We start from the raw sequence: 19,900 nt of genomic DNA on the forward strand, positions 1-19,900 counted from the left end.
AAAGTGCGTCATGACGCACTCTACCAGTCGATATTCGTGTCTATGGTATAACCGGATAACGGCTGGCAATCGCAATCCGATTCCAGGCGTTGATCACAATGGCCAGCCATTCGATGGCGGCAATTTGGTCGCTGGAAAGTGTGGCTGCAGCCTGTTGGTAAACGCTATCCGGAACTTGGCCGTCGGCAATCAGGGTAATCGCTTCCACCAGTTCCAGTGCCGCTTGTTCTTTCTCCGAGAAGTAACCGGTTTCTCTCCAAGCGGGTAGCACACTGATGCGGTCGCTGGATTCACCGCTGGTTAATGCGTCGCGTGTGTGCAAGCGCACGCAGAACGCACATTGGTTGATTTGCGAGGCACGCAAGCGCAGCAAATGCGAAAAAGCTTCTGAGATACCGGCTTTTTCCACCGCTTCGCCCGCGTGTCGGTCAAGCTCGGCCATGGTGCGATACATCGCCGGTGAAAATTTGTCCAGACTGATCCGTTCAGACATGTGATGTCTCCAGTGGTGATTTGAATTAACAGAATTCCTGACACGGCATTCTACTGAATCCGTCGATCAATCTGCGCTTGCAGTCGTGGCCCAATCAGTAAAATTGCCGGAATCACCAGCACGTAAGCAACGCTCCACGAGCGCAGCCACGTCAAAACAAACTGCGTATTGAATCCGAGATTCAGCGCAATCAACACAAACGAAATTATGCCAGTGGTCACCACGCCCATCATCAGTGCAAAGGTGATGCGGCGTTTGAGTTGCGTATTCATAAAGAACTCCAATCGGTTTACTTGCGTGCTGTTCGATATCAATGGTGTTTCAGTGACCCACGCCGTAACGCGCTGCTGGTTTGCTGGCGGACAAGTTCGGGCGCAGTGCTGTGCGGGCCTGTTCGAATGCCTGCCAGTCCGCAACATTTGGCAGTGATGGAATGGTCACCGTTTCGCCTTGCTGCAAACCGGCGAGCGCGGCATCGACCATGTCTTCAGCGGTCATCACAATGCTGCTTGGCGGTAAGTGTTCCGGTTTGGTGCCAGGCGCTTGCCACAATTCAGTATCAGTCGCACCGGGTAACACCGCTTGCACGTGCACACCTTTGCCGGCCAGTTCGTTTTGCAACGATTGCGAAAAGGCCAGCACAAACGCTTTGCTGCCGGCGTAAACACCGTTCAACAATTCCGGCGCCAGCGCCACAATCGAAGCAATATTGATAATCGTGCCGTGGCGGCGTGCAACAAATGCCGGTGCGGCGGCCAGCGCCAAACGCGTCGCGGCGTTCACATTCAGCATCATCATTTGTTCCATGTAAGCGACGTCGGATTGCAGCAGTGGCGTCGTGGCGGCGACACCGGCGTTATTGACCAGCATCGTGATGCTGGCGTCGGTTTTCAGCACCTGTTCCACCTTGGCGAGATCGGCAGCTTGGGTTAAGTCGGCGGTCACGGTTTCCACCGAGCGGCCCCAACGCGTGGTCAGGGCTTGCGCCAGCGTGCGCAGCCGGTCGCCGCGGCGGGCAACCAGAATCAGGTCGTAACCCTCACGGGCCAGGCGGTCGGCGTAAACGGCACCGATGCCGGAAGAGGCGCCGGTGATCAGGGCGGTACCTAAATGCTGTTGAGTGTTCATGGCGAGGTCTCCATCGGGGTCGGCCAAAGTGCCGATAGGGGAGAGATTACGCCGCTTGCTTACGTCTCAAATGTCGTATATACCTCGATTTCGGACATTCAAAACATGCGGGGCATTCGGGAGGCCACCATGCTCACCATCGGTTTTGTGCTAACGCCCAGCTTCTCAACGATGAGCCTCGCCGCCTTGTCGGTATTCGAAATGGCCAACCTGAAAGCCGGCGAAGAGCTTTACCGTGTGCAGGTGCTCTCCGAGCAAGGCGGCGAACTAAAGGGGGCCGTGGGCACGGTCGTGGTCACCCGAGCGATAGGCAACACCGCCTTCGATACCGTTATCGTCACCAACGCGGCGCAACCGCTGCCATCCACACCAGCCATGCAAAGCTACCTGCAAAATGCCGCACGCGACTGCCGACGCATCGCGGCCATCTGCACCGGTGCCTTTACCCTGGCCGAAGCCGGTTTGCTTGATGGCCGGCGCGTCACCACCCACTGGTTCTATGCACGCGAACTGGCCAGCCGCTTTCCGAACCTGCAAGTCGAGGATGATCGAATTTTTATTATTGATGGTTCGGTCTGGACCTCGGCCGGCATGAGCGCCGGTATCGATTTGGCCCTGGCCATGCTGGAAAAAGATTTCGGTGCCGAGCTGGCGCGCCGCGTTGCGCAAGGTTTGGTTATCTACCATCGCCGCGCCGGCGGCCAATCGCAGCACTCCGAGCTGCTGGAAATGGATGCCAAGTCCGATCGCATTCAAAAAGCGCTCGCCTATGCGCGCGGCAATTTGCGCGCTCCACTTTCGGTAGAAGAACTCGCCGACGCCGCCAGCCTAAGCCCGCGCCAATTCAGCCGCGCCTTTCGCGCCGAAACCGGGCAATCACCGGCCAAAGCTGTTGAGCGTTTGCGTGTGGAAGCAGCACGGCTGATGATTGAACAAAGCCGTCATTCGATTGAAGTGGTGGCCAACGAAACGGGGTTTGCCGATCCGGAGCGGATGCGTAGGGCGTTTTTAAGAGTGTTTGGGCAGCCGCCGCAGGCGGTGCGGCGGAACGCGCGGGTTCAGATGTGAAGAGCGGTAAAGTTTGCGGTAATATTCTCTAACGGAGCTCAATAGGTTAGGTGCGCGCGGCCAAAGCCAATCATCATTGGCAGATAAACAACACTTGCCGGACTCGCCAAAGCCGCTTAGGTTTGACGTACTTGTAGTCTGCAGTTTCTGATTTCAGTCTAAATTTTTCCTTTGGCCTTGAACGAAATCAGAGACTCATCTTCACCGGATTTTGGCACCCCTTAAGTGGGATGAGAACCTTAAGGGAATGAATTAGCGATATTTTTCAAAGGATGTTTCATGCACCCTATATCTAGTAGCGAAGCCATAGAAGAACTTCGTCGAAAGGATCCTCTAAGCGACTTCTTTACTTGGTGGGACCGTGCCACTCCGGATGATCTTGCAGCATTAGCGGGCGCCTTGGATGACGCAACACGAGAAGAAGATATTCAGCAGTTCCTTCAGTTGAACCCTCACTTCTTGATCCAGCACCTTGGTGGTGGTCACGGACGATGGGTTCTTCCAAAGCAGAAGTTGGGGGCCGAATACGTTACAGACTTTCTGATCGCCGAGAAACACTCGTTCGGCTTTGATTGGCAGGCGGTGGAATTGGAAAGCCCGCTTCGTCCAATGTTCAACAAAAACGGTGATCCATCCCAACACCTCAATCACGCAATCCGTCAAATCACAGACTGGCGCGCATGGTTGAAATCCAACCAGTCATATGCGTCACGTCCACGCACAGAGGGCGGCTTGGGCCTCACTGATATCGACGCAAACCTAAAAGGGTTAATCCTTATCGGCCGCCGAGCAGCAATTGATCCGGAAACAAACGCAAGAAGAAGACAACTGGTTCAAAATTTGAATATTGAAATTCATTCATTCGACTATCTCCTCCAATCACTTGAAGGCCGCTTAGTGGCGCTAAGGAAGATCCCGGAGCAGAAATTAAACGAATGAAATATTCCTCTGTAATTGAGCAGGCCTAGGCGAAACATCGCGCTGGTTACATACTTTCATGTTTAACGTCATGGAGAGCACCGCTCGATGAGACTTTCCAAATCTCTTTGCGCCGTAGTTGGCGATGTGTTGGCAACAACGGGCTCTCACGGAGCGCTGGATGACCTCTTTATTGCTGCGGGGGCTCCTGGAGAACCTCCTCAGCTCTCGCACGGATCAAAGTGGAAATCGTGGTTATTCAGGTCAGGCCAAGACCCGAATGTAGATAGCCTCGCTGTACTAGGAAACGTTCTTGAAGAATTTATGGATTTGCCGCCCGAAGATTCGGAATACCTATCAGAATGGCGAGCAAAGCGCGCCCGTATTGAAGCGGTACTAGAAGAGAATGGTCTTCGCTACTTCCGCTTCGGAAGGGTACTTCCACAGGGTACGATTCCGGAAGATGGGCCTTCATACGAGTGCACAACTATCGCACCACAACCTGTTAAACCCGCAGAAGTTGAGGAACTACTAGAAATCGTTGTGCGAGGTTTACGTCGTGCAATGCATCCACTTACGCACCGTCGCAAAGGGGCTCAATCCCTGTGTTTTACGAATGAATACGACGTTCAGGACCTTTTACATGCCCTCTTGCGTCCTTGGATCAATGACATTAGACCTGAAGAGTTTACGCCTAGTCATGCCGGGTCAAGTACGCGAATGGATTTTTTGTTGCCTGCTCATGAGTTGGTTATAGAGACAAAGATTGTCCGCGACCGCAGTCACGCAAAACGTATTGGCGATGAGCTTATCATTGACATTGAGCACTACCGTAAACATCCAAACTGTAAAACTCTATGGTGCGTTATCTACGATCCAGATCATTTGATAACGAACTCGCAAGGATTAAAGAACGATCTAGATGGTCAGCGCAAACTGAATGATGGCGAGGTAGTCGTGAAAACGTTTTTCCTATGACCGTAATCCTTTTGGTATGCGTAGGGCAGGCGATGAGCCACTGGTAATCCCTTGCAATAAATATGTGCGTCATGACGCACCATACAATCGATATTATTCCTCGATGACTCCATAAGTGGCGGCATGTAGTAACGACGTTGGGCTTCGCGAGCTCAGAACTCGTAGGTGCGATTCGCCGAAGGCGTAATCGTACGCATGAATCAGCTTCGCCAGCACGCGTAGGGGGCAATGAATTGCACCGAATCTTCTAAGCCGTGAGTCGTCTTGTCGGAATCTATTCGTGCATGACCTGTTGCTAGGGCGTTTGAATGCTAACCTCATCTGGGAGAGTACCAGCAGACACGGATTGCTGTGTGTCTAAACGGGTAAGTTTGTGGCCATGAATGAGCCAAGGCGAGGTATCGCCGCTTGAGCATAAAAGCAGAACTTCATTCGACTTCAATTCTCCACGCTTTACAGCGTAGCTGAGGATGTAACAAGGATCTCTATTTTTCGCGACAAGGCTAGAACTCTGAATCTCAATTTGCGTGACATAGCCATATTTCTCCTGCAGCCCCCCGAGAAGCTGAGGCCAGTTCTCGACTTGACGCCTAAACTCAGGAGAAAATTGAACCAATGCTGTCGCGATATCCCCGACTTTTAATGCACCATAGAATTTCTCAGCACTTGCAACAGGTAGATTCACGTCGACGTATTGGACATTGCACCCGGTCAGTACCGCAATAATAAAGATGATGAATAACTTTCTCACAAACTCCTCCGCGTGAAAAAAAAACGAAACATGCAGTCAGCAAGCGTAGGGCGGGTCATGACCCGCCATTTCGAAAATCCCTCGAAATGCAAAGGTGCGTCGTGACGCACCATACAATCGATATTATTCCTCGATGACTCCATAAGTGGCGGCATGTAGTAACGACGTTGGGCTTCGCATGCTCAGCACCAACCTATCCGAGACCTTTCTTCATTGCCCGATAGACGAAGCAGAAACCCAATAAAGATCTCCATCACGGGAGAATATCAGCGCTTTTCCATCCGGTGTCAGATACGGGGTTATCTCGTGGCCTTTGGAATTGATATCCGCGCCTAGATGGGTTGCCGGTTGCCAGTGGCCGTCAGTGGAGCGAACACTGACGTAAAGGTCGCCTTTACCGGCGCCGCCGGGGCGATTGGAAACGAATATCAACGTATTGCCGTCAGCAGAGATAAACGGGTCGCCTTCGTAGTATTGGCTGTTGACGCTGCTCGTCAGTCGCGAGCCTTCGTTTGGCGTTGACGCATTACGAAAGTAAATATCAAAGTTGGGCTTTTCGTCGGGCTTGGATACGTTGCGGGCAAAGAACTGTTCGCCGGCTCGGCTTTCGGAGTAGAAATACTCGGTGGCGGGTGTTGAGATGCCGGTGGCGATTTTTACTGGCGACCAGCCATTTTGGGTTTTCTCGACGTAGCCGATATCAAAGCTGTTTTCAGCGTGTTGGTCGGTGATGAAGTAAAGCCGCTTGCCATCTGGTGAGAACATCGGGTCGTTGTGGCTGATGGTTTCGTGGCTCAGGAATACCTCGCTCTCCAACCAGGCATCATTTTCAAAGCGCGCAACATGGATTTCGGCGCGATGACCGAGATCGACGCCGAAGAAGAACAGCGTGCCATCGGGTGAGAACGTGCTGCCGTATTCGAAGCTGTCGGGTTTGGAGATTGTGCCAGCGGCAAAACGCTGTGGGGTGTTATTGGAGTTGTTCTCGTCCAAAGGTTTGCCGTTTAATTTTGCAATGCGCTCCGCCCAGTTCACGGAGTCTGATGAACTGTCAGCGTTAGCGCAGGAACTGAGTGCTATCCAGCATGGCAGCAATAGCAAGCAAGCCTTTGGGTTCATATGAACACCCTTCGTTTCAAATGCGCATCAACTGCAGTGAGTATTGAACGCTTTCATCAGCGGCTCGGCCGGATCGGGTTGGCCGTAGACGCTGAGCTTTTTGTTCATCGTTTTGGCCCAGCGCATCAGCCACGAAGGGCCAAACTTTTTGCTTGGCCCGGCTTTGATCGCGTAGGCTGGATCTTCGAGTGCCTGGTCGTAAGGGATGAAGCGGTAGCCGTGTTCCTTCAGTCGTTGCAGCGTGGCATCGAGCATTTCGCCATTGAGGCGATTGGCGTGGATCAGAAACACTTGCGGAATTTGCCGGCCGAATAATTCCTGGCTCATGGTTTCGAACGCCTCTACGGCGTTGTCCAAGTGAGCCAAGTATTCTTTCAACATGGTTTCACGGCTGACTCCGATATCCTTGCCCGCGAGCAGATGATCGTTCAGGCAGGAAAACAAATAATCGTTGTGCTCAATGGTGTAGGGCGCTACCGAATAGCCGTGTTCGGCGAGAAAGCTTTCGAAAGCGTGTTGCTCTTCCACTGAGTTGCCGGTTTGAGTGAATGGATGACGAAAATAACGATAAGGCTTGCCGGCTCGCTCCGATAACCAACGTGAAATAGTTTCACCTTTTATCACCGCCGCCTTCATCTGTTCGACGCTGCTTTTGTGCATGCCGAGATGGCCGAAGGTGTGGTTGGCGAGTTCCATATCGTTGGCGAGCCAGGCTTCGAGCAAGGCGACATTGGCATCAAGCTGGTTTTTCTCCAGCAGTTTATCTTCATTGACGAAACCGACGGCGCGAACGCCATGTTTTTTCATGGCATTGAGTAGTTGCGTTGTCACGTGTTGCTTTTCCGCCAAAGTAAGCGGTGTGGCGCTGATGACGGGCAGATCGTCAATGGTGATGGCGATTTGTTTGTCTGCTGCGGCGGCGCTGGTTGCCAGCAGCAGGCAGAGCGTCAGTAATGCGTGCTTCATAAAACGTTCCCTACGAAGTGGATGTTTGAGAATGATTTCCGTACGACGTGGCCCCCTCTCCCCAAACCCCATTGATTCGCACCATCCTTGGTGCTCACCCTTCGGGCGGCTTCGCCGTCCAAGCGATTTCCAGAATAACTTGTCCCACAAGGGGCGAGGGGCTACAAACGCAATCCCGCTATCGGCCTTTGTATTGAGCTTCGGAGCAACTGCATTGGCAGGGCTCAGCGGGCTGCTAAAGTTGCCAATGGCAGGTACTGCAATGGGTCTACGCGTTGGTCGCGGCGATAGACTTCGACATGCACATGTGGGCCGGTGCTTTTGCCGCTAACGCCAACGCGGCCAATCTCGGCGCCTTCCGCTACGCCTTCACCGACTTTCAAGTGCGTGGATTGCAGGTGCGCGTACACGGTGCGGAAGCCACCCAAATGCTGAATTTCGACGACGATGCCGTAGTTATCGTTCTTCTTGCCGGCAAACACCACTTCGCCTTTTGCTGGCGCGAGAATCGCGGTGCCAATCGGTGCTTTGATATCGACGCCATTGTGGTGCACGGTTTTGCCATTGAACGGATTGCGGCGATCACCGAAGGTTGAGGTCAGCGTGCCTTCCAGCAGTGGCGAGATGAACGCGACTTCTTTGCCGCTAGCTGCCAGAACGGTTTGCAGGCCAGCCAGTGGTAGCACGAACGAGAGTGCCGCAGCGGCGATCAGCTTTCGGCTTTTGCTGGCCGCCGTCTTGTGGTCAAGAATGTTTCGAATGCGCATTTTGATACTCCCGGATTTTCTGAGGGCGAACGCCGGCATGCCCGGCGCTGAGTCACATGGTTGTTGCATGGCGTTAACAAGATGCCGCGCGTAACGACGGCGCTCGTTGGCGTCGGCGTTTTGCAGGGCATGGGCATCGGCTGCGAGTTCCGATTGCAGCAGAATGTCGCGATAGAAAAACCACAGCGGCAGCACCGGCCAGCACAAGGCCAATAAAAAACGACAGAGAGGTAACCATGCGGTGTCGTGGTTTTCCAGGTGGGCGAGTTCGTGACGCAGCACAGCGGCTAACGGTTCGTTGTGGTGGGTAGATTCATTGCCGGCAAAAAGGCCAATGGGCAGCACGATAGTTGGCCGCCAAATGCCGCAAACGAAAGCTGAGTGACAAGCGACCGAACGCACAACGCGCACGCGTGCCGGAACATGGACAGGCAAATCGGCACGGAGCACGTTTTCGCCGAGCACGGCGAGTTGGCGAAAATGGTGTTGGCCGAGAACCAGCAAAGCGATAATGAGCACGGCGCCAATCAACCACAACGAGAACAACAGCGAGCCAATGCTGAGCGTGTGGGCATGGTTGATAGGTTCGATCAGCACGGGCTGTAGCAAATCAAATCGCAGCGTCGAAACCGCCACCGCGACCGGCGCAACCGATTCACCGATGCTGGTCCAGAGGCCGTGCAGCAACGGTGCGCTCAGTGTGGAAAGCGCGATGCCGCTGAATAACAGTCGCTGCAATCGAAGCGCATCGTCAGGCGCTAAGCGTGTGCGTAACCAGCGCGATAGCATCAAAAGCGGAACCGAGAGCAGCATGGCCAGCAGGCACGCGATGACAAACTGACTCAGCATTACTTGCGCTCCTTTTTGCCGCGTTTCTTGTCAGCTTCCAGCAGCGCTTCAATTTCTTTCAGCTCATCTTTATCCAGCAATTCGCTTTCAGCGAACATCGGTATCGCGGCACTCGGTCGAATGCCCAGTACCCGACTGGTGAACTCCGTAATCATCGCCACCAGCGTCGGCACTTTTTCCACAGCAGGGGTGTAGACAATCAACCCGTGCACGGTTTCTTTATGTAGTTGCTCTTTCTTGACCATGCGTTCCAGCACGGTGCGGGTCGTGGAATAAGCCCAGTCGCGCGATTGCTCGATGTGCTGGTGAATCTCACGGGCGCTCAAGCGGCGGTGTTGCCATAGCAATTTCAGGATTTCGAGTTCCGGGCCGGAGGCGTCGATGGACATGTTTTGGCTACTGGGGTAATCAATGTGCTACAAATGTAGCATGATGGCGGCTGGTGTAAACAATTAATTTTCAGAAAGCAAAAAGGCTCCCGTTGGAGCTGGAGCCTTTTTTTGGTGCCGGAAAGCCCCACTACGGTGGGGCTTTCCGTCGCTGCTTACTGCCGTACTTCCCAGCTGGTGTTCAACAGTGTGTGGCTGCTGTCGTCACCGTCGAGCGACCAACTGAATACGCCGCCGAGGTTTTGCTGTTTGACGTAATCGATCTTGGTGCGAATCGTTGTTACGTCGTCGTAGCTCCACCATTCGTTGCCGTCGTACAGATACAACTGCTTGGTGATGGGGTGGTAACGACGGGTGCCGGAACGGTTCTTCAGCACTTTGTAGTCTTCGATACCGGCTTCGTAAGTGCCTGATCCTGCGCCGGTGGCCGATTGATACAAACCATCGCCATTCGGGCCAGGGCTCACGCCTCTCCAACCGCGACCGTAGAAGCCAAGACCGACAACCAGTTTCGAGCGCGGTACGCCTTGATTGATCATCTCGGTGATGGCGCTGTTGATGTTGTAGCTGGCGCGGTCGCCGGTGACGCCGGAGGCGGTGTCGTAGAACAGGTGTGAATGGAAGTTCGTTGGTCCAGTGGCATCCCAGGCACCGAAGAAGTCATAGGTCATGACGTTAATCCAATCCATATGCTGCGCATACGAAGCGGGCTCGGTGTTGCGGATTTTGTCGATACCGGCGCCAACCGCAGCGGTCAGGTAGTAACGACGGCCGTTGGTTTGTCCGATGATGTCGAGCTGACGACGGAACTCGGCCATCAACAACGTGAAGTTGTGTTTGTCGTTCGGGTCGACATGGTTGTACGGCATGCCGCCACCGCCTGGGTATTCCCAATCAATGTCGATACCGTCGAACACGCCGGCACCCGCGCCTGGACCACCGGCACCGTCACCAACCGGCAAATTACCTTTGATGTAAATGTCGATGCAGGAAGCAACCATCGCTTCACGACCAGCAGCCGTCGCGGCGAATTTGCCGAAGTTTTTCGACCAGGTCCAACCGCCGAGAGAGATCAACACTTTGATGTTCGGGTTTTTCGCTTTCACTTCTTTCAGCTGATTGAAGTTACCGCGCAAAGGCTGATCCCAGGTATCGGCAATACCGTCGACCGATTCGGCAGCGCTGAACGATTTTTGGTAATCAGCGAACGCATCACCGCCATCACCGTTGCCGCTTTCCGCGCGCGTGACCAAACCGCATTTGCCGTCGGCGTAAACGTTACCGAATGCGTAGTTGATGAATGTCACTTTGTTGTGACCGCCGGCATCGGTGAAGTTTTTCAGTTTGTAATTGCGACCGTAAATGCCCCACTGCGTGAAATACGCGCCGACATGTTTACCGGTTGGTGTCGGAGTTGGCGTCGGAGTCGGTGTGGGCGTTGGCGTTGGCGTCGGCGTTGGAGTGGGGGTCGGTGTAGGCGTTGGTGTAGGCGTAGGTGTCGGCGTGCAGTCACCAATTAGACGCCATACGCCCCACTCACCGCTTTGCGCCGGATTGTCGCCTTGCGTCCACCATTTGGCTTCGTAAATTTTTCCTTGGTAAGAAACGCGCTGACCACCGTTATACACGGCTGAGCTGCTCCAGGCTTGCACGGTGCAAGGTGTTGGCGTCGGCGTTGGAGTAGGGGTCGGTGTTGGAGTCGGCGTAGGCGTTGGTGTTGGGGTGGGTGTGGGAGTTGGCGTAGGTGTCGGTGTCGGAGTGGGCGTCGGTGTTGGCGTATCGCAAGTACCGCCCACTTGCCACAATGACGGTGTTGACGCCGGATTCCAGTTCGCACCGACGTGCGCGGTATGCGTTACCAGTGCTTTGTAGTTCTGGCCGCTATAAGCGACAACCACGCCGGCATTGTAGGTATTGCCTTCGGCCCACGATGGGCAGGCCGCCATCGCTTCGCTGACGCTGAATAGCGACAGACCCGCGCCAAACAACGCCATGCGAATGGCGTTGTGATTGAACAAGTTTTTATTGCGCTTGCGCATGAATATGTTCCCTCCAGTGTTTGGGGTTGAAATGGCTTCCGGGGTGTCCCATGCCATGGCCCACTATTTGTTGGCGGAACTCTCGATATTTGGACTTTTCACACCTGATCTGGTCTTTTCCAACCATTCGCGGAGAAACGCGGAATCGCGCAAGGCGTTATTGCACCAATTCATTGCAAAGGAGGCGCGATAAATGCGGAGGCGATAACGGAAAACGGGCGTTATCGGTGAACGGCGCTGACGAGCGATTGGCGCCCGATAGAAAAACACCAATGCCTGGTTGAATAGTCCGAACGAGAAATTCCCTCTGTCGGCACAGTGCGGGGTTTAAGACCTCAACACCCGAACTTCAGGAGGGGAAAATGAAACGACACAACAAACCGAGAATTCATCCGATACAAGCGGCCTTGCTTAGCGCCGGCTTGTGCTGCGTTGTCAGCAGTGAAGCATTTGCCGCGTGCGCTACGTGGGCCGAAGGTAATACCTATCAGGCAGGCCATGTTGTTGCTTATAGCAACCAGAACTACACGGCGCTGGTGACGCATACCGCGCATCCGGGCACGAACTGGAATCCGGCGTCAACACCGTCGTTGTGGAAGGTAGGCGGTACTTGCGATACGCCGACTCCGACGCCCACTCCGACCCCTACGCCCACTCCTACACCCACTCCTACTCCAACGCCTACTCCAACGCCTACTCCAACGCCTACTCCAACGCCTACGCCGACACCAACTCCGACGCCAACACCATGCGAAACTCAAGCATGGAGTGCTTCAACGGTTTACACCGGCGGCCAGCGTGTTTCTTACCAAGGCAAAATTTACGAAGCCAAATGGTGGACACAAGGCGACAATCCGGCGCAAAGCGGTGAGTGGGGCGTTTGGAAACTGATAGGCAACTGCACGCCAACTCCTACGCCAACTCCTACGCCAACTCCTACGCCGACTCCGACTCCGACTCCGACTCCGACTCCGACTCCGACTCCGACTCCGACTCCGACGCCGACGCCGACGCCGACGCCGACGCCGACGCCGACGCCAACGCCAACGCCAACGCCAACGCCAACGCCAACGCCAACGCCAACGCCAACGCCAACGCCAACGCCGAGTGGTTGCCGTCCGGAAGGTTTGTATCAAACGCCGAGTGTCGATGTGCCGTATTGCAGTGTTTACGATTCGGCCGGGCGTGAGTTATTGCCGAACAATCTGAAGCGTCGCGTTATCGGTTATTTCACCAGTTGGCGCACAGGTAAAAACGGTCAGCCGGCGTATTTGCCACATCAAATTCCGTGGCAATCCTTAAGCCATATCAATTACGCGTTTGCTCATGTTGGTCCCGATAACAAAATCTCTGTCGGAAACACGTCGCTGGCGACCAACGCGGCAACCGGTTTGACCTGGCCCGGCGTGCCTGGTGCTGAAATGGACCCGAACCTGCCGTACAACGGTTTGTTCAATTTGATCAATCGTTACAAGCAACAGCATCCCGGCGTGAAAACCCTGATCTCGGTCGGTGGTTGGGCTGAAACCGGTGGTTATTTCGATGACAACGGAGAGCGCGTCGCCAGCGGCGGCTTTTACACGATGACGCAATCGGCTGCCGGTATCGAAACTTTTGCCAATTCGGTTGTCACGTTCTTGCGCCAATATCAATTCGATGGCGTCGATATTGATTACGAATATCCGACAACGATGAGCAAAGCCGGCAACCCGCTCGACTGGCAAATCAGCGAGCAAGGCTTGAGCACGGTTGTCGCGCGTTACAACGAACTGATGCGCGTGCTACGGAAAAAACTCGATGAAGCCGGTCGTACCGATGGCAAGCATTACTTGCTGACGATCGCCGCACCGTCGTCCGGTTATTTGCTGCGCGGTATGGAGAATTTCGAGAGCCTGAAATATCTTGATTTCGTCAACGTCATGAGTTACGACTTGCACGGCGCCTGGAATGAATTTGTCGGGCCGAACGCTGCCTTGTTCGATGACGGTCGCGATGCTGAGCTGGTGCGTTGGAATGTTTACAACTCTCCGCAATACGGCGGCATTGGATATCTGAATACCGATTGGGCGTATCACTACTTCCGCGGTGCGATGCCGGCCGGGCGCATCAACATCGGTGTGCCGTATTACACCCGTGGTTGGAAAAACGTTAACGGCGGCAGCAACGGACTTTGGGGCACCGCCGTCGGCAGCAATTGCCCGATTGGTCTTGATGCCTGCGGCGATGGCGCACGCGGTATCGACAACCTCTGGCATGATCTGGAACATCAGCAAGAAGTCGGTGCCGGCTCCAATCCGCTCTGGCATGCGCTGAACCTGAAGGACGGAAAAATGGGTAGTTACGCCGGCGTGTACGGGCTCGATCCGCTCAATGATCCGGAAGACCGGTTAACTGGCGTTTACCAGCGCTTCTACGATCAAACACTGGTTGCGCCCTGGCTCTGGAACGCCGAGAAAAAAGTGTTCCTGTCGATTGAAGACAGCGAATCGATTGCGCGTAAAGCACAATGGGTCGTCAACAACAACGTTGGCGGCGTGATGTTCTGGGAGTTGGCCGGTGACTACGCCTATCATGCCGATCGCGGTGAATACTTCATGGGCGCGACGCTGACCAACCAGTTGGCCAACGCCTTCAAGCAAGCGACGCCATACGGCAACAAACTTGCCAACATCACGATGCCGACCAGCAGCATTGATGTGAAGTTTGATCTGCACAGTTATGCACTCGGTGACAGTAACTATCCGATCACGCCGAAACTGAAAATCACCAACAACTCGATGACCAGCCTGCCGGGCGGCACGGAGTTTCAGTTCGACATTCCAACCTCAATGCCGGCTGACTTTGTCGATCAATCCGGTTTCGGTACGCAAGTGATCAGCGTTGGTCACAGTGGCCCGAATGCCGGCAGCGGTTTGACCGGTGAGTTCCATCGCGTGTCGCTGAAGTTGCCGGGCTGGCAAACTTTGGCACCGGGGCAAAGTGTTGATGTCACCGTGCGCCATTACCTGCCCGGCGCTGGACCGAGCAATTTCACGGTAACTGTCAACGGCACCAAGTACGCTACCCGCGATGAGCATCCGGAATTGCCGGTTGGGGTGCAGTGATGAGGTAATGAATGAATGAAAGGGCCGCGCTATTTAGCGCGGCTTTTTTTCTTTCGCGTCCCTGGCAGAAGTGACGTGAGCATCTGAATCCTGTTTCCGGATTACAGGTTTTTGCGTCATTCTCCCCCTCTCCCCAACCATCTCCCACGAGGGGGGAGGGAGCAGGCCGTCGCGTAGAATAAGGTTCAAATCGCAGTACTCGGGTTTTAGCCCCTCGCCCTTCGCGGGAGAGGGGGCTGTGATACGTAGGGTAATTTTCGAAACTCAAATCCAACCTCTACAAACAATGTTCGCTCAATGGATTCCGCGCAAGCGAAACCCATCAACTCGTCTCCTCATTCACCACATCGCTCGATAGATTTCCCCGCAAACCCGCGTGAAAAATCCACGCCTTTTTTATCCAGACGAGCAGACTGAAGGTTTTCCTGTGCAACGAGTGGAAAACCATGTCAGCAAAACACCCAAACCGAAAATTCAATACGATTCGCCTCAGCATGCTGCTGACCGGCGCTTCACTGATAGCTGCAGAACCGGCGCTGGCCTCCTGTCCGCTGTGGGCCGAAGGCAATAGCTACCAAGCTGGCGCAGTAGTCGCTTACAGCAATCAAAACTACACCGCACTGGTTTCGCATACCGCCTATGTCGGCGCCAACTGGAATCCAGCGGCGACGCCAACGTTGTGGAAAACGGGCGGCACTTGCTCAACACCAACACCAACACCAACACCAACACCAACACCAACACCAACACCAACACCAACACCAACACCAACACCAACACCAACACCAACACCAACACCAACACCGACGCCTACGCCTACGCCTACGCCTACGCCTACGCCTACGCCTACGCCGTGCGTGCAACCGGTGTGGAATGCCAGCAGCGTTTACAACGGTGGCCAGCGCGTCACGCATCAAGGCGTGACGTACGAAGCGAAATGGTGGACGCAAGGCGACAATCCGGCGGAGTCCGGTCAGTGGGGTGTCTGGCGCACCGTCGAGCAATGCACGCCAACGCCGACACCAACACCTACGCCCACCCCGACGCCAACACCCACTCCCACGCCGGGCATTCCGACGCGCGAACAAGCTCGCGCCACCGAAGCGGCATTGACCGACACACCGCTGATGCGTTCATTCAAAGCAACCGTGCGCACGGCCGGTAACGATGTGGTCAGCGCGGTCGCTCCGGGCAGCGCCAGCAATCCAGTTAACGTCAAACGCGTTGAGCGCTGGTTGAATGCCAATCAATGGCAAGAGCTGTTCCCGATGCGCGATGCCAGTTACAGCTATCAGCGTTTTCTGCAATCGGTGGCAAAGTTCCCGGCGATTTGTGCCGACTACGATGACGGCCGCAACGCCGATGCCATTTGCAAGAAAATCCTGGCGACGATGTTCGCGCATTTTGCTCAGGAAACCGGCGGTCATATTCCCAATCACAGCATTCCGGAATGGAAACAGGGCCTGTATTACCTGCGCGAATCAGGTTGCAATGAAACCGGCGCGGGTTGCGGTTACAACATGGAATGCTCAGCGAATAGTTGGATCACCGAAGCCTGGCCCTGTGGCACCAATCCAGATGGCAGTTTCAAGAAATATTTTGGTCGTGGCGCCAAGCAGCTTTCCTATAACTACAACTACGGACCTTTTTCACAAGTGATGTTCGGCACCGTGCGCACCTTGCTCGATAACCCGGACATGGTCGCCAGCACCTGGTTGAACCTGACCTCGGCGACCTTCTTCCTGGTTTATCCGCAACCGCCAAAACCATCGATGCTGCATGTCATCGATCGCAGCTGGACGCCGAATGCCGCCGACGCCGTCAACGGTGCCAGCAATTCATTTGCTTCGACGATCATGATCATCAATGGCGGTATTGAATGTAACAGTGGCGGTGTGGATAAACCGCAGGCGGCCAATCGCATCGCCTACTATCGAAAATTTGCCGAATATTTCGGTCTAGACATCACCGGTGAGCAGCTTTCCTGCGCCAGCCAGAAACCATTCGATGGCAATGGCGCTGGTGCGCAACCGATTTACTGGGAGAAAGATTGGAACGTCGGCAATGACTATCGCTGCATGCTGGTCAATTACCAGACGGCTTACAGTGCCTTGATTGCCGGCGATTACGAAAAATGTGTCGAGAAAAACTGGAATATCGTTTTGCAGTAAATCCACAAATAAAGGGGCCGGTTTTTTCCGGCCCCTTTTTTCATTCGCTATTGCAGCGTGTCGTCGACACGCTCTTTCAGCTTGTGTTCCCAGCGGCGCTTGGCGAAGCGGCGCAAATTCGGAATATCGTCAGTTTCATCCATAATTGACTGGCCAATGATGGTTTCGATGACATCTTCCATCGTAACGAGCCCCAACCAGCTGCCGTACTCGTCGTAAACGACGCACATGTGCTGCCGTTCGCGCATCATCTGCGACATGATGCGCTCGGCGCTGACGGTATCGATCACGACCGTCACCGGCTTCATGATATCGACAGCGGTTTTGTTCAAGTCGGCATTCAACAGGTCGTAACGGAACACCAGACCTAACGGTGATTCGTCCTCAGCCAGCACCGGATAACGTGAGAACTGGTTTTCCCGGACGTGTTCAATCAGATCGCCGAGCGGTACATCCGGGCGGATGGTCTCGCAGACGGTGCGCGGTGTCATGATGTCACGTACCTTGATGTCATGCAGATCGAGAATATTGCGGATGACCCGTTGCTCATCTTCATCGAGTTGATTCAATTCGCGGCCCAGCGTCGCCAGCGATTTGATTTCCTGACGCAGATCGTAATGGTGTGGTGTACCACCAAACAATTTCATGATCTGATCGGAAAACCAGATGAAGGGTTTCAGCACAAAGATCATGCCGTTCAACACCACCGGCAGAAACGGCGTGAGCTGCGGCCAGTAGCGGGCGCCAATGGTTTTCGGCAGGATTTCCGACAGCACCAGAATCAGCAAGGTCATGACGGCAGAGGCGATACCGAGGTAGCCGTCACCGTACAGCACCGTTACCTGCGCGCCGACACCCAGCGCGCCAACCGTGTGGGCAATGGTGTTCAGCGTCAGAATGGCAGCCAGCGGCTGATCGATTTTGTCTTTCAGCGCTTTCAGGCGCTCATAGCGCTTCGGATGAGTTTGCTTTTGATGCGCGATAAAACTGGGAGTGATGGACAGCAACGCCGCTTCGAGAATGGAACAAACGAACGATACGCCGATGGAAAGGACCACAAACGCAATGAGTAAAGCCATATCGGGCTGTTGAAGTTTTGAGTGGGGGTAAAGACGGCATTATGGCATGGGTAGCGGAATCAGGTGAAAAAAGCGGGCCGAAACCGGCGCAGACGTGTAAGTCCGCTTGGCCAGCACCGCGCTATAACGCCGTCAACAGCGAGATTGGCGCGGTATCATCAACTGTACGATGGCTGCCGGCACCTGATTGTCCAGAGGCAGCAAGCCCAGTTGCTGGCGCTGCTGCTGCAGCCATTGTTGATGTTGCTGCAAGCTCAGCAGCGCCTGTTCGTGGATTTCTGCTGATACCGATAGCCGTTGCGGCAGCAGCCCTAAGCGCCAGTCAGCCAGATAACGCCAAGCCAGCCATTGCACGCTGGTTTGCTGACGCTGCACCTCGGGTTGAGAGAAATCCTCCGACGCCTGACGATACCAATCGGCAATCGCCAGCATCGCCGGCACATGACCCTGAACGGCGGCTTGCCGCCACAGTTGTTGCGTCAGCAAACGACGGTCTTCTGGCTGACCGTGATACGTCGCGGTTGGCGCATCGGATTTCTGTAACCGTTCCGCGTAGAAATGCATGGCGTTGGCGTCGCCCTGTTCGGCCAGCGCCTGCAATTGTGCGGCGCTGTAATGCTGATAAGCGCTCGGCTGCTGTTTCAATGAGTTATCGGTTTGCAAAACCGTCAATGACAAACCGCGCTCTGCTTGCCAGCGATGCAACTCGCGCCACTGCAGCGCGTCGAGCTGCTGATAAGCGCTGACGCTACCGGGTTCGGTTTGGCAGTGCTCAGCATTTAGCGCTGGTTCGGTTGTGGCATCGTTAACGTGCGATTGCGCTGCATCCAACGAGGCGTGCTCGCTTTCAGCGCGCGTGGAGGCTAGCGCCAACGATGCGACTGCATGACCGGCGGGCGGCGCACTGTTGCGCAAAAACATCGACAGCAATCCGAGCGCGATCAGCGCCACGACGGCGACCCACGGCAGTGCCCGCAAGCCGCTTGTTTCTGATGCTTGTTCAGACATCATGATAGGTGTGGTAGATGCTGCTGAAATCGTTGTCCCAGCGGAAGTTGACGAACGACATCGTCACGGATTTGTCGAGTGCTTCGACGTAATGCCAGCAGCCAATCGGCAGGAACAATAGCTCGCCCGGTTCCAGCACACACTCCAATACCTGCACCTGATCGAACAACGGGAACATCTGACGATTGATCGACGCTGCATCGACATCACTGTAGCAATGCGTGGTGTTGTACATGTATGGCGTTTCGCAAGCCGGTATCAGCAGCACTCGTTTGCGACCGATCAATTGCGCCATGAAATTATTGGTCAAATCATGGTGAAACGGCGTGCGTGTGCCTTTTGGTCCGAGCCAGAAAAATCCTTTCTCCGGTGCTTGCGGATTCAGGTATTCGTTTAACGGGCCAATGTCCTGCCACAGCTCGCGCAGTGCTTGCTGATTTTGCGAGCCGTTGTTGGCCGTCATGTAAAAATCATTGCTGCTTTCGGTCATCGCGACCAGATCGAGGTATTCGGAAAAACGCATTTTCCGTTTGTGCTGGGCGCCGTTGATTTCGTAACGGGCGTCGCTGTCGCGACCGAACTGCACTTCCACCTCGCGTTCGCCGAACTGCTGATGAAAATAGCGCAGGTTCCATTTGGTGCGCGCCGGCCAGTCTTCGAGCATGCCGGTAATGATCACCGGACGGCTGGCGATGTAGTGCTCACGCAAGAAGGTTTCACTATCGAGCTGGTGCCGGCGCGGGATGTGCGCATCGTCCGGATGAATGCGGTTCAGCTTGCGCCGACAATCGAGAATCCAGTCGCGCTTGGCCAGCCGATTGCGCATCCGCTGGGCGCCATGCAGATAGGGGCTGGCCAGGGCCGCCGCCAGTTCATGCCGGGCCTGATTCGGGTCGGCGCCGTTGGCGATCAGCGCGTCGAACAGGCTTTCCGGGCTGTTGTCGAGCATCAGATTCTCGGCTATCCAGCGACGCCAGTTGTCATCGATCGACAGCGGTGTCATTTTTGCTACGTTGCTGGTCATGATAGTTCTCATCCGGAGCGTGATTTTGGCCAGTGTTTGAGCCAGCGAC

Annotated in this window: 17 protein-coding genes; 5 read left to right on the forward strand and 12 right to left on the reverse strand. The window is 54.8% G+C overall.

The window, feature by feature from the left end:
- Nucleotides 1–40 precede the first annotated feature (40 nt).
- From E2H98_RS11225 to E2H98_RS11235, 3 genes are read right to left on the reverse strand one after another with little or no spacing between them, the layout of a single operon-like run.
- Nucleotides 41–493, reverse strand: a complete 453-nt coding sequence (locus E2H98_RS11225) for a carboxymuconolactone decarboxylase family protein (RefSeq protein WP_133591080.1) — start codon at nt 491–493, stop codon at nt 41–43.
- Nucleotides 494–543: 50 nt separating this feature from the next.
- Nucleotides 544–765: a DUF2798 domain-containing protein gene (locus E2H98_RS11230; RefSeq protein ID WP_133591082.1), complete on the reverse strand. Its 222-nt coding sequence runs from the start codon at nt 763–765 to the stop codon at nt 544–546.
- 49 nt (nt 766–814) lie between these two features.
- Complete coding sequence (locus tag E2H98_RS11235; RefSeq protein WP_133591084.1) at nt 815–1,621, reverse strand: SDR family NAD(P)-dependent oxidoreductase; 807 nt, start codon at nt 1,619–1,621, stop codon at nt 815–817.
- 129 nt (nt 1,622–1,750) lie between these two features.
- Between E2H98_RS11235 and E2H98_RS11240 the strand changes: the two genes are divergently transcribed.
- The 3 genes from E2H98_RS11240 to E2H98_RS11250 all read left to right on the forward strand — a co-directional run bounded on the left by E2H98_RS11240 (nt 1,751) and on the right by E2H98_RS11250 (nt 4,585).
- Nucleotides 1,751–2,689, forward strand: coding sequence for a GlxA family transcriptional regulator (locus tag E2H98_RS11240; RefSeq protein WP_133591086.1), 939 nt, complete (start codon nt 1,751–1,753; stop codon nt 2,687–2,689).
- Between the two features lie 279 nt (nt 2,690–2,968).
- Nucleotides 2,969–3,628 (forward strand): Shedu anti-phage system protein SduA domain-containing protein, encoded by a 660-nt coding sequence (locus tag E2H98_RS11245; RefSeq protein WP_133591088.1) that lies wholly within the window; start codon nt 2,969–2,971, stop codon nt 3,626–3,628.
- Nucleotides 3,629–3,715: 87 nt separating this feature from the next.
- Nucleotides 3,716–4,585 carry a PD-(D/E)XK nuclease domain-containing protein gene (locus E2H98_RS11250; RefSeq protein ID WP_133591090.1) on the forward strand — a complete coding sequence of 290 codons (870 nt, stop codon included), beginning with the start codon at nt 3,716–3,718 and terminating at the stop codon, nt 4,583–4,585.
- 295 nt (nt 4,586–4,880) lie between these two features.
- On the opposite strand, the gene E2H98_RS11255 is transcribed toward E2H98_RS11250, so the two are convergent.
- The 6 genes from E2H98_RS11255 to E2H98_RS11280 form a co-directional block, all read right to left on the reverse strand.
- Nucleotides 4,881–5,336 (reverse strand): hypothetical protein, encoded by a 456-nt coding sequence (locus tag E2H98_RS11255; protein ID WP_133591092.1) that lies wholly within the window; start codon nt 5,334–5,336, stop codon nt 4,881–4,883.
- Nucleotides 5,337–5,546: 210 nt separating this feature from the next.
- Nucleotides 5,547–6,329: a TolB family protein gene (locus E2H98_RS11260; RefSeq protein WP_162848183.1), complete on the reverse strand. Its 783-nt coding sequence runs from the start codon at nt 6,327–6,329 to the stop codon at nt 5,547–5,549.
- A 153-nt stretch (nt 6,330–6,482) separates the two neighbouring features.
- Nucleotides 6,483–7,421: a polysaccharide deacetylase family protein gene (locus E2H98_RS11265; RefSeq protein ID WP_157591357.1), complete on the reverse strand. Its 939-nt coding sequence runs from the start codon at nt 7,419–7,421 to the stop codon at nt 6,483–6,485.
- A 224-nt stretch (nt 7,422–7,645) separates the two neighbouring features.
- Nucleotides 7,646–9,037 (reverse strand): M23/M56 family metallopeptidase, encoded by a 1,392-nt coding sequence (locus tag E2H98_RS11270; protein ID WP_133591098.1) that lies wholly within the window; start codon nt 9,035–9,037, stop codon nt 7,646–7,648.
- Nucleotides 9,037–9,426: a BlaI/MecI/CopY family transcriptional regulator gene (locus E2H98_RS11275; protein ID WP_133591099.1), complete on the reverse strand. Its 390-nt coding sequence runs from the start codon at nt 9,424–9,426 to the stop codon at nt 9,037–9,039. Before E2H98_RS11275 ends, E2H98_RS11270 begins: the two co-directional genes overlap by 1 nt.
- Before the next feature lie 155 nt (nt 9,427–9,581).
- Nucleotides 9,582–11,465, reverse strand: coding sequence for a glycosyl hydrolase family 18 protein (locus E2H98_RS11280; RefSeq protein WP_198325103.1), 1,884 nt, complete (start codon nt 11,463–11,465; stop codon nt 9,582–9,584).
- A gap of 362 nt (nt 11,466–11,827) precedes the next feature.
- On the opposite strand from E2H98_RS11280, the gene E2H98_RS11285 reads away from it, so the two are divergent.
- Nucleotides 11,828–14,569, forward strand: coding sequence for a chitinase C-terminal domain-containing protein (locus tag E2H98_RS11285; RefSeq protein WP_133591101.1), 2,742 nt, complete (start codon nt 11,828–11,830; stop codon nt 14,567–14,569).
- Nucleotides 14,570–15,015: 446 nt separating this feature from the next.
- Complete coding sequence (locus tag E2H98_RS11290; RefSeq protein ID WP_198325104.1) at nt 15,016–16,740, forward strand: glycoside hydrolase family 19 protein; 1,725 nt, start codon at nt 15,016–15,018, stop codon at nt 16,738–16,740.
- Between the two features lie 47 nt (nt 16,741–16,787).
- Here the strand turns inward: E2H98_RS11290 and E2H98_RS11295 are convergent, their stop codons facing one another.
- The 3 genes from E2H98_RS11295 to E2H98_RS11305 all read right to left on the reverse strand — a co-directional run bounded on the left by E2H98_RS11295 (nt 16,788) and on the right by E2H98_RS11305 (nt 19,851).
- The gene (locus E2H98_RS11295; protein WP_133591103.1) at nt 16,788–17,819 is read right to left on the reverse strand and encodes a CNNM domain-containing protein; all 1,032 of its coding nucleotides are present in this window, start codon (nt 17,817–17,819) and stop codon (nt 16,788–16,790) included.
- Between the two features lie 132 nt (nt 17,820–17,951).
- Nucleotides 17,952–18,830 (reverse strand): hypothetical protein, encoded by an 879-nt coding sequence (locus tag E2H98_RS11300; RefSeq protein ID WP_133591105.1) that lies wholly within the window; start codon nt 18,828–18,830, stop codon nt 17,952–17,954.
- Nucleotides 18,820–19,851, reverse strand: a complete 1,032-nt coding sequence (locus E2H98_RS11305; protein ID WP_133591107.1) for a cupin-like domain-containing protein — start codon at nt 19,849–19,851, stop codon at nt 18,820–18,822. Before E2H98_RS11305 ends, E2H98_RS11300 begins: the two co-directional genes overlap by 11 nt.
- Nucleotides 19,852–19,900: the final 49 nt, after the last annotated feature.

This window comes from Permianibacter aggregans (genome assembly GCF_009756665.1).
GTDB lineage: Bacteria > Pseudomonadota > Gammaproteobacteria > Enterobacterales > Permianibacteraceae > Permianibacter > Permianibacter aggregans.

Coding starts and splice junctions, on each gene's coding strand:
- E2H98_RS11270 (WP_133591098.1), bottom strand. CDS start 9,037: ATGCTGAGTCAGTTTGTCATCGCGTGCCTGCTGGCCATGCTGCTCTCG.
- E2H98_RS11290 (WP_198325104.1), top strand. CDS start 15,016: ATGTCAGCAAAACACCCAAACCGAAAATTCAATACGATTCGCCTCAGC.
- E2H98_RS11225 (WP_133591080.1), bottom strand. CDS start 493: ATGTCTGAACGGATCAGTCTGGACAAATTTTCACCGGCGATGTATCGC.
- E2H98_RS11230 (WP_133591082.1), bottom strand. CDS start 765: ATGAATACGCAACTCAAACGCCGCATCACCTTTGCACTGATGATGGGC.
- E2H98_RS11280 (WP_198325103.1), bottom strand. CDS start 11,465: ATGCGCAAGCGCAATAAAAACTTGTTCAATCACAACGCCATTCGCATG.
- E2H98_RS11235 (WP_133591084.1), bottom strand. CDS start 1,621: ATGAACACTCAACAGCATTTAGGTACCGCCCTGATCACCGGCGCCTCT.
- E2H98_RS11265 (WP_157591357.1), bottom strand. CDS start 7,421: ATGAAGCACGCATTACTGACGCTCTGCCTGCTGCTGGCAACCAGCGCC.
- E2H98_RS11245 (WP_133591088.1), top strand. CDS start 2,969: ATGCACCCTATATCTAGTAGCGAAGCCATAGAAGAACTTCGTCGAAAG.
- E2H98_RS11300 (WP_133591105.1), bottom strand. CDS start 18,830: ATGATGTCTGAACAAGCATCAGAAACAAGCGGCTTGCGGGCACTGCCG.
- E2H98_RS11295 (WP_133591103.1), bottom strand. CDS start 17,819: ATGGCTTTACTCATTGCGTTTGTGGTCCTTTCCATCGGCGTATCGTTC.
- E2H98_RS11275 (WP_133591099.1), bottom strand. CDS start 9,426: ATGTCCATCGACGCCTCCGGCCCGGAACTCGAAATCCTGAAATTGCTA.
- E2H98_RS11240 (WP_133591086.1), top strand. CDS start 1,751: ATGCTCACCATCGGTTTTGTGCTAACGCCCAGCTTCTCAACGATGAGC.
- E2H98_RS11285 (WP_133591101.1), top strand. CDS start 11,828: ATGAAACGACACAACAAACCGAGAATTCATCCGATACAAGCGGCCTTG.
- E2H98_RS11250 (WP_133591090.1), top strand. CDS start 3,716: ATGAGACTTTCCAAATCTCTTTGCGCCGTAGTTGGCGATGTGTTGGCA.
- E2H98_RS11305 (WP_133591107.1), bottom strand. CDS start 19,851: ATGACCAGCAACGTAGCAAAAATGACACCGCTGTCGATCGATGACAAC.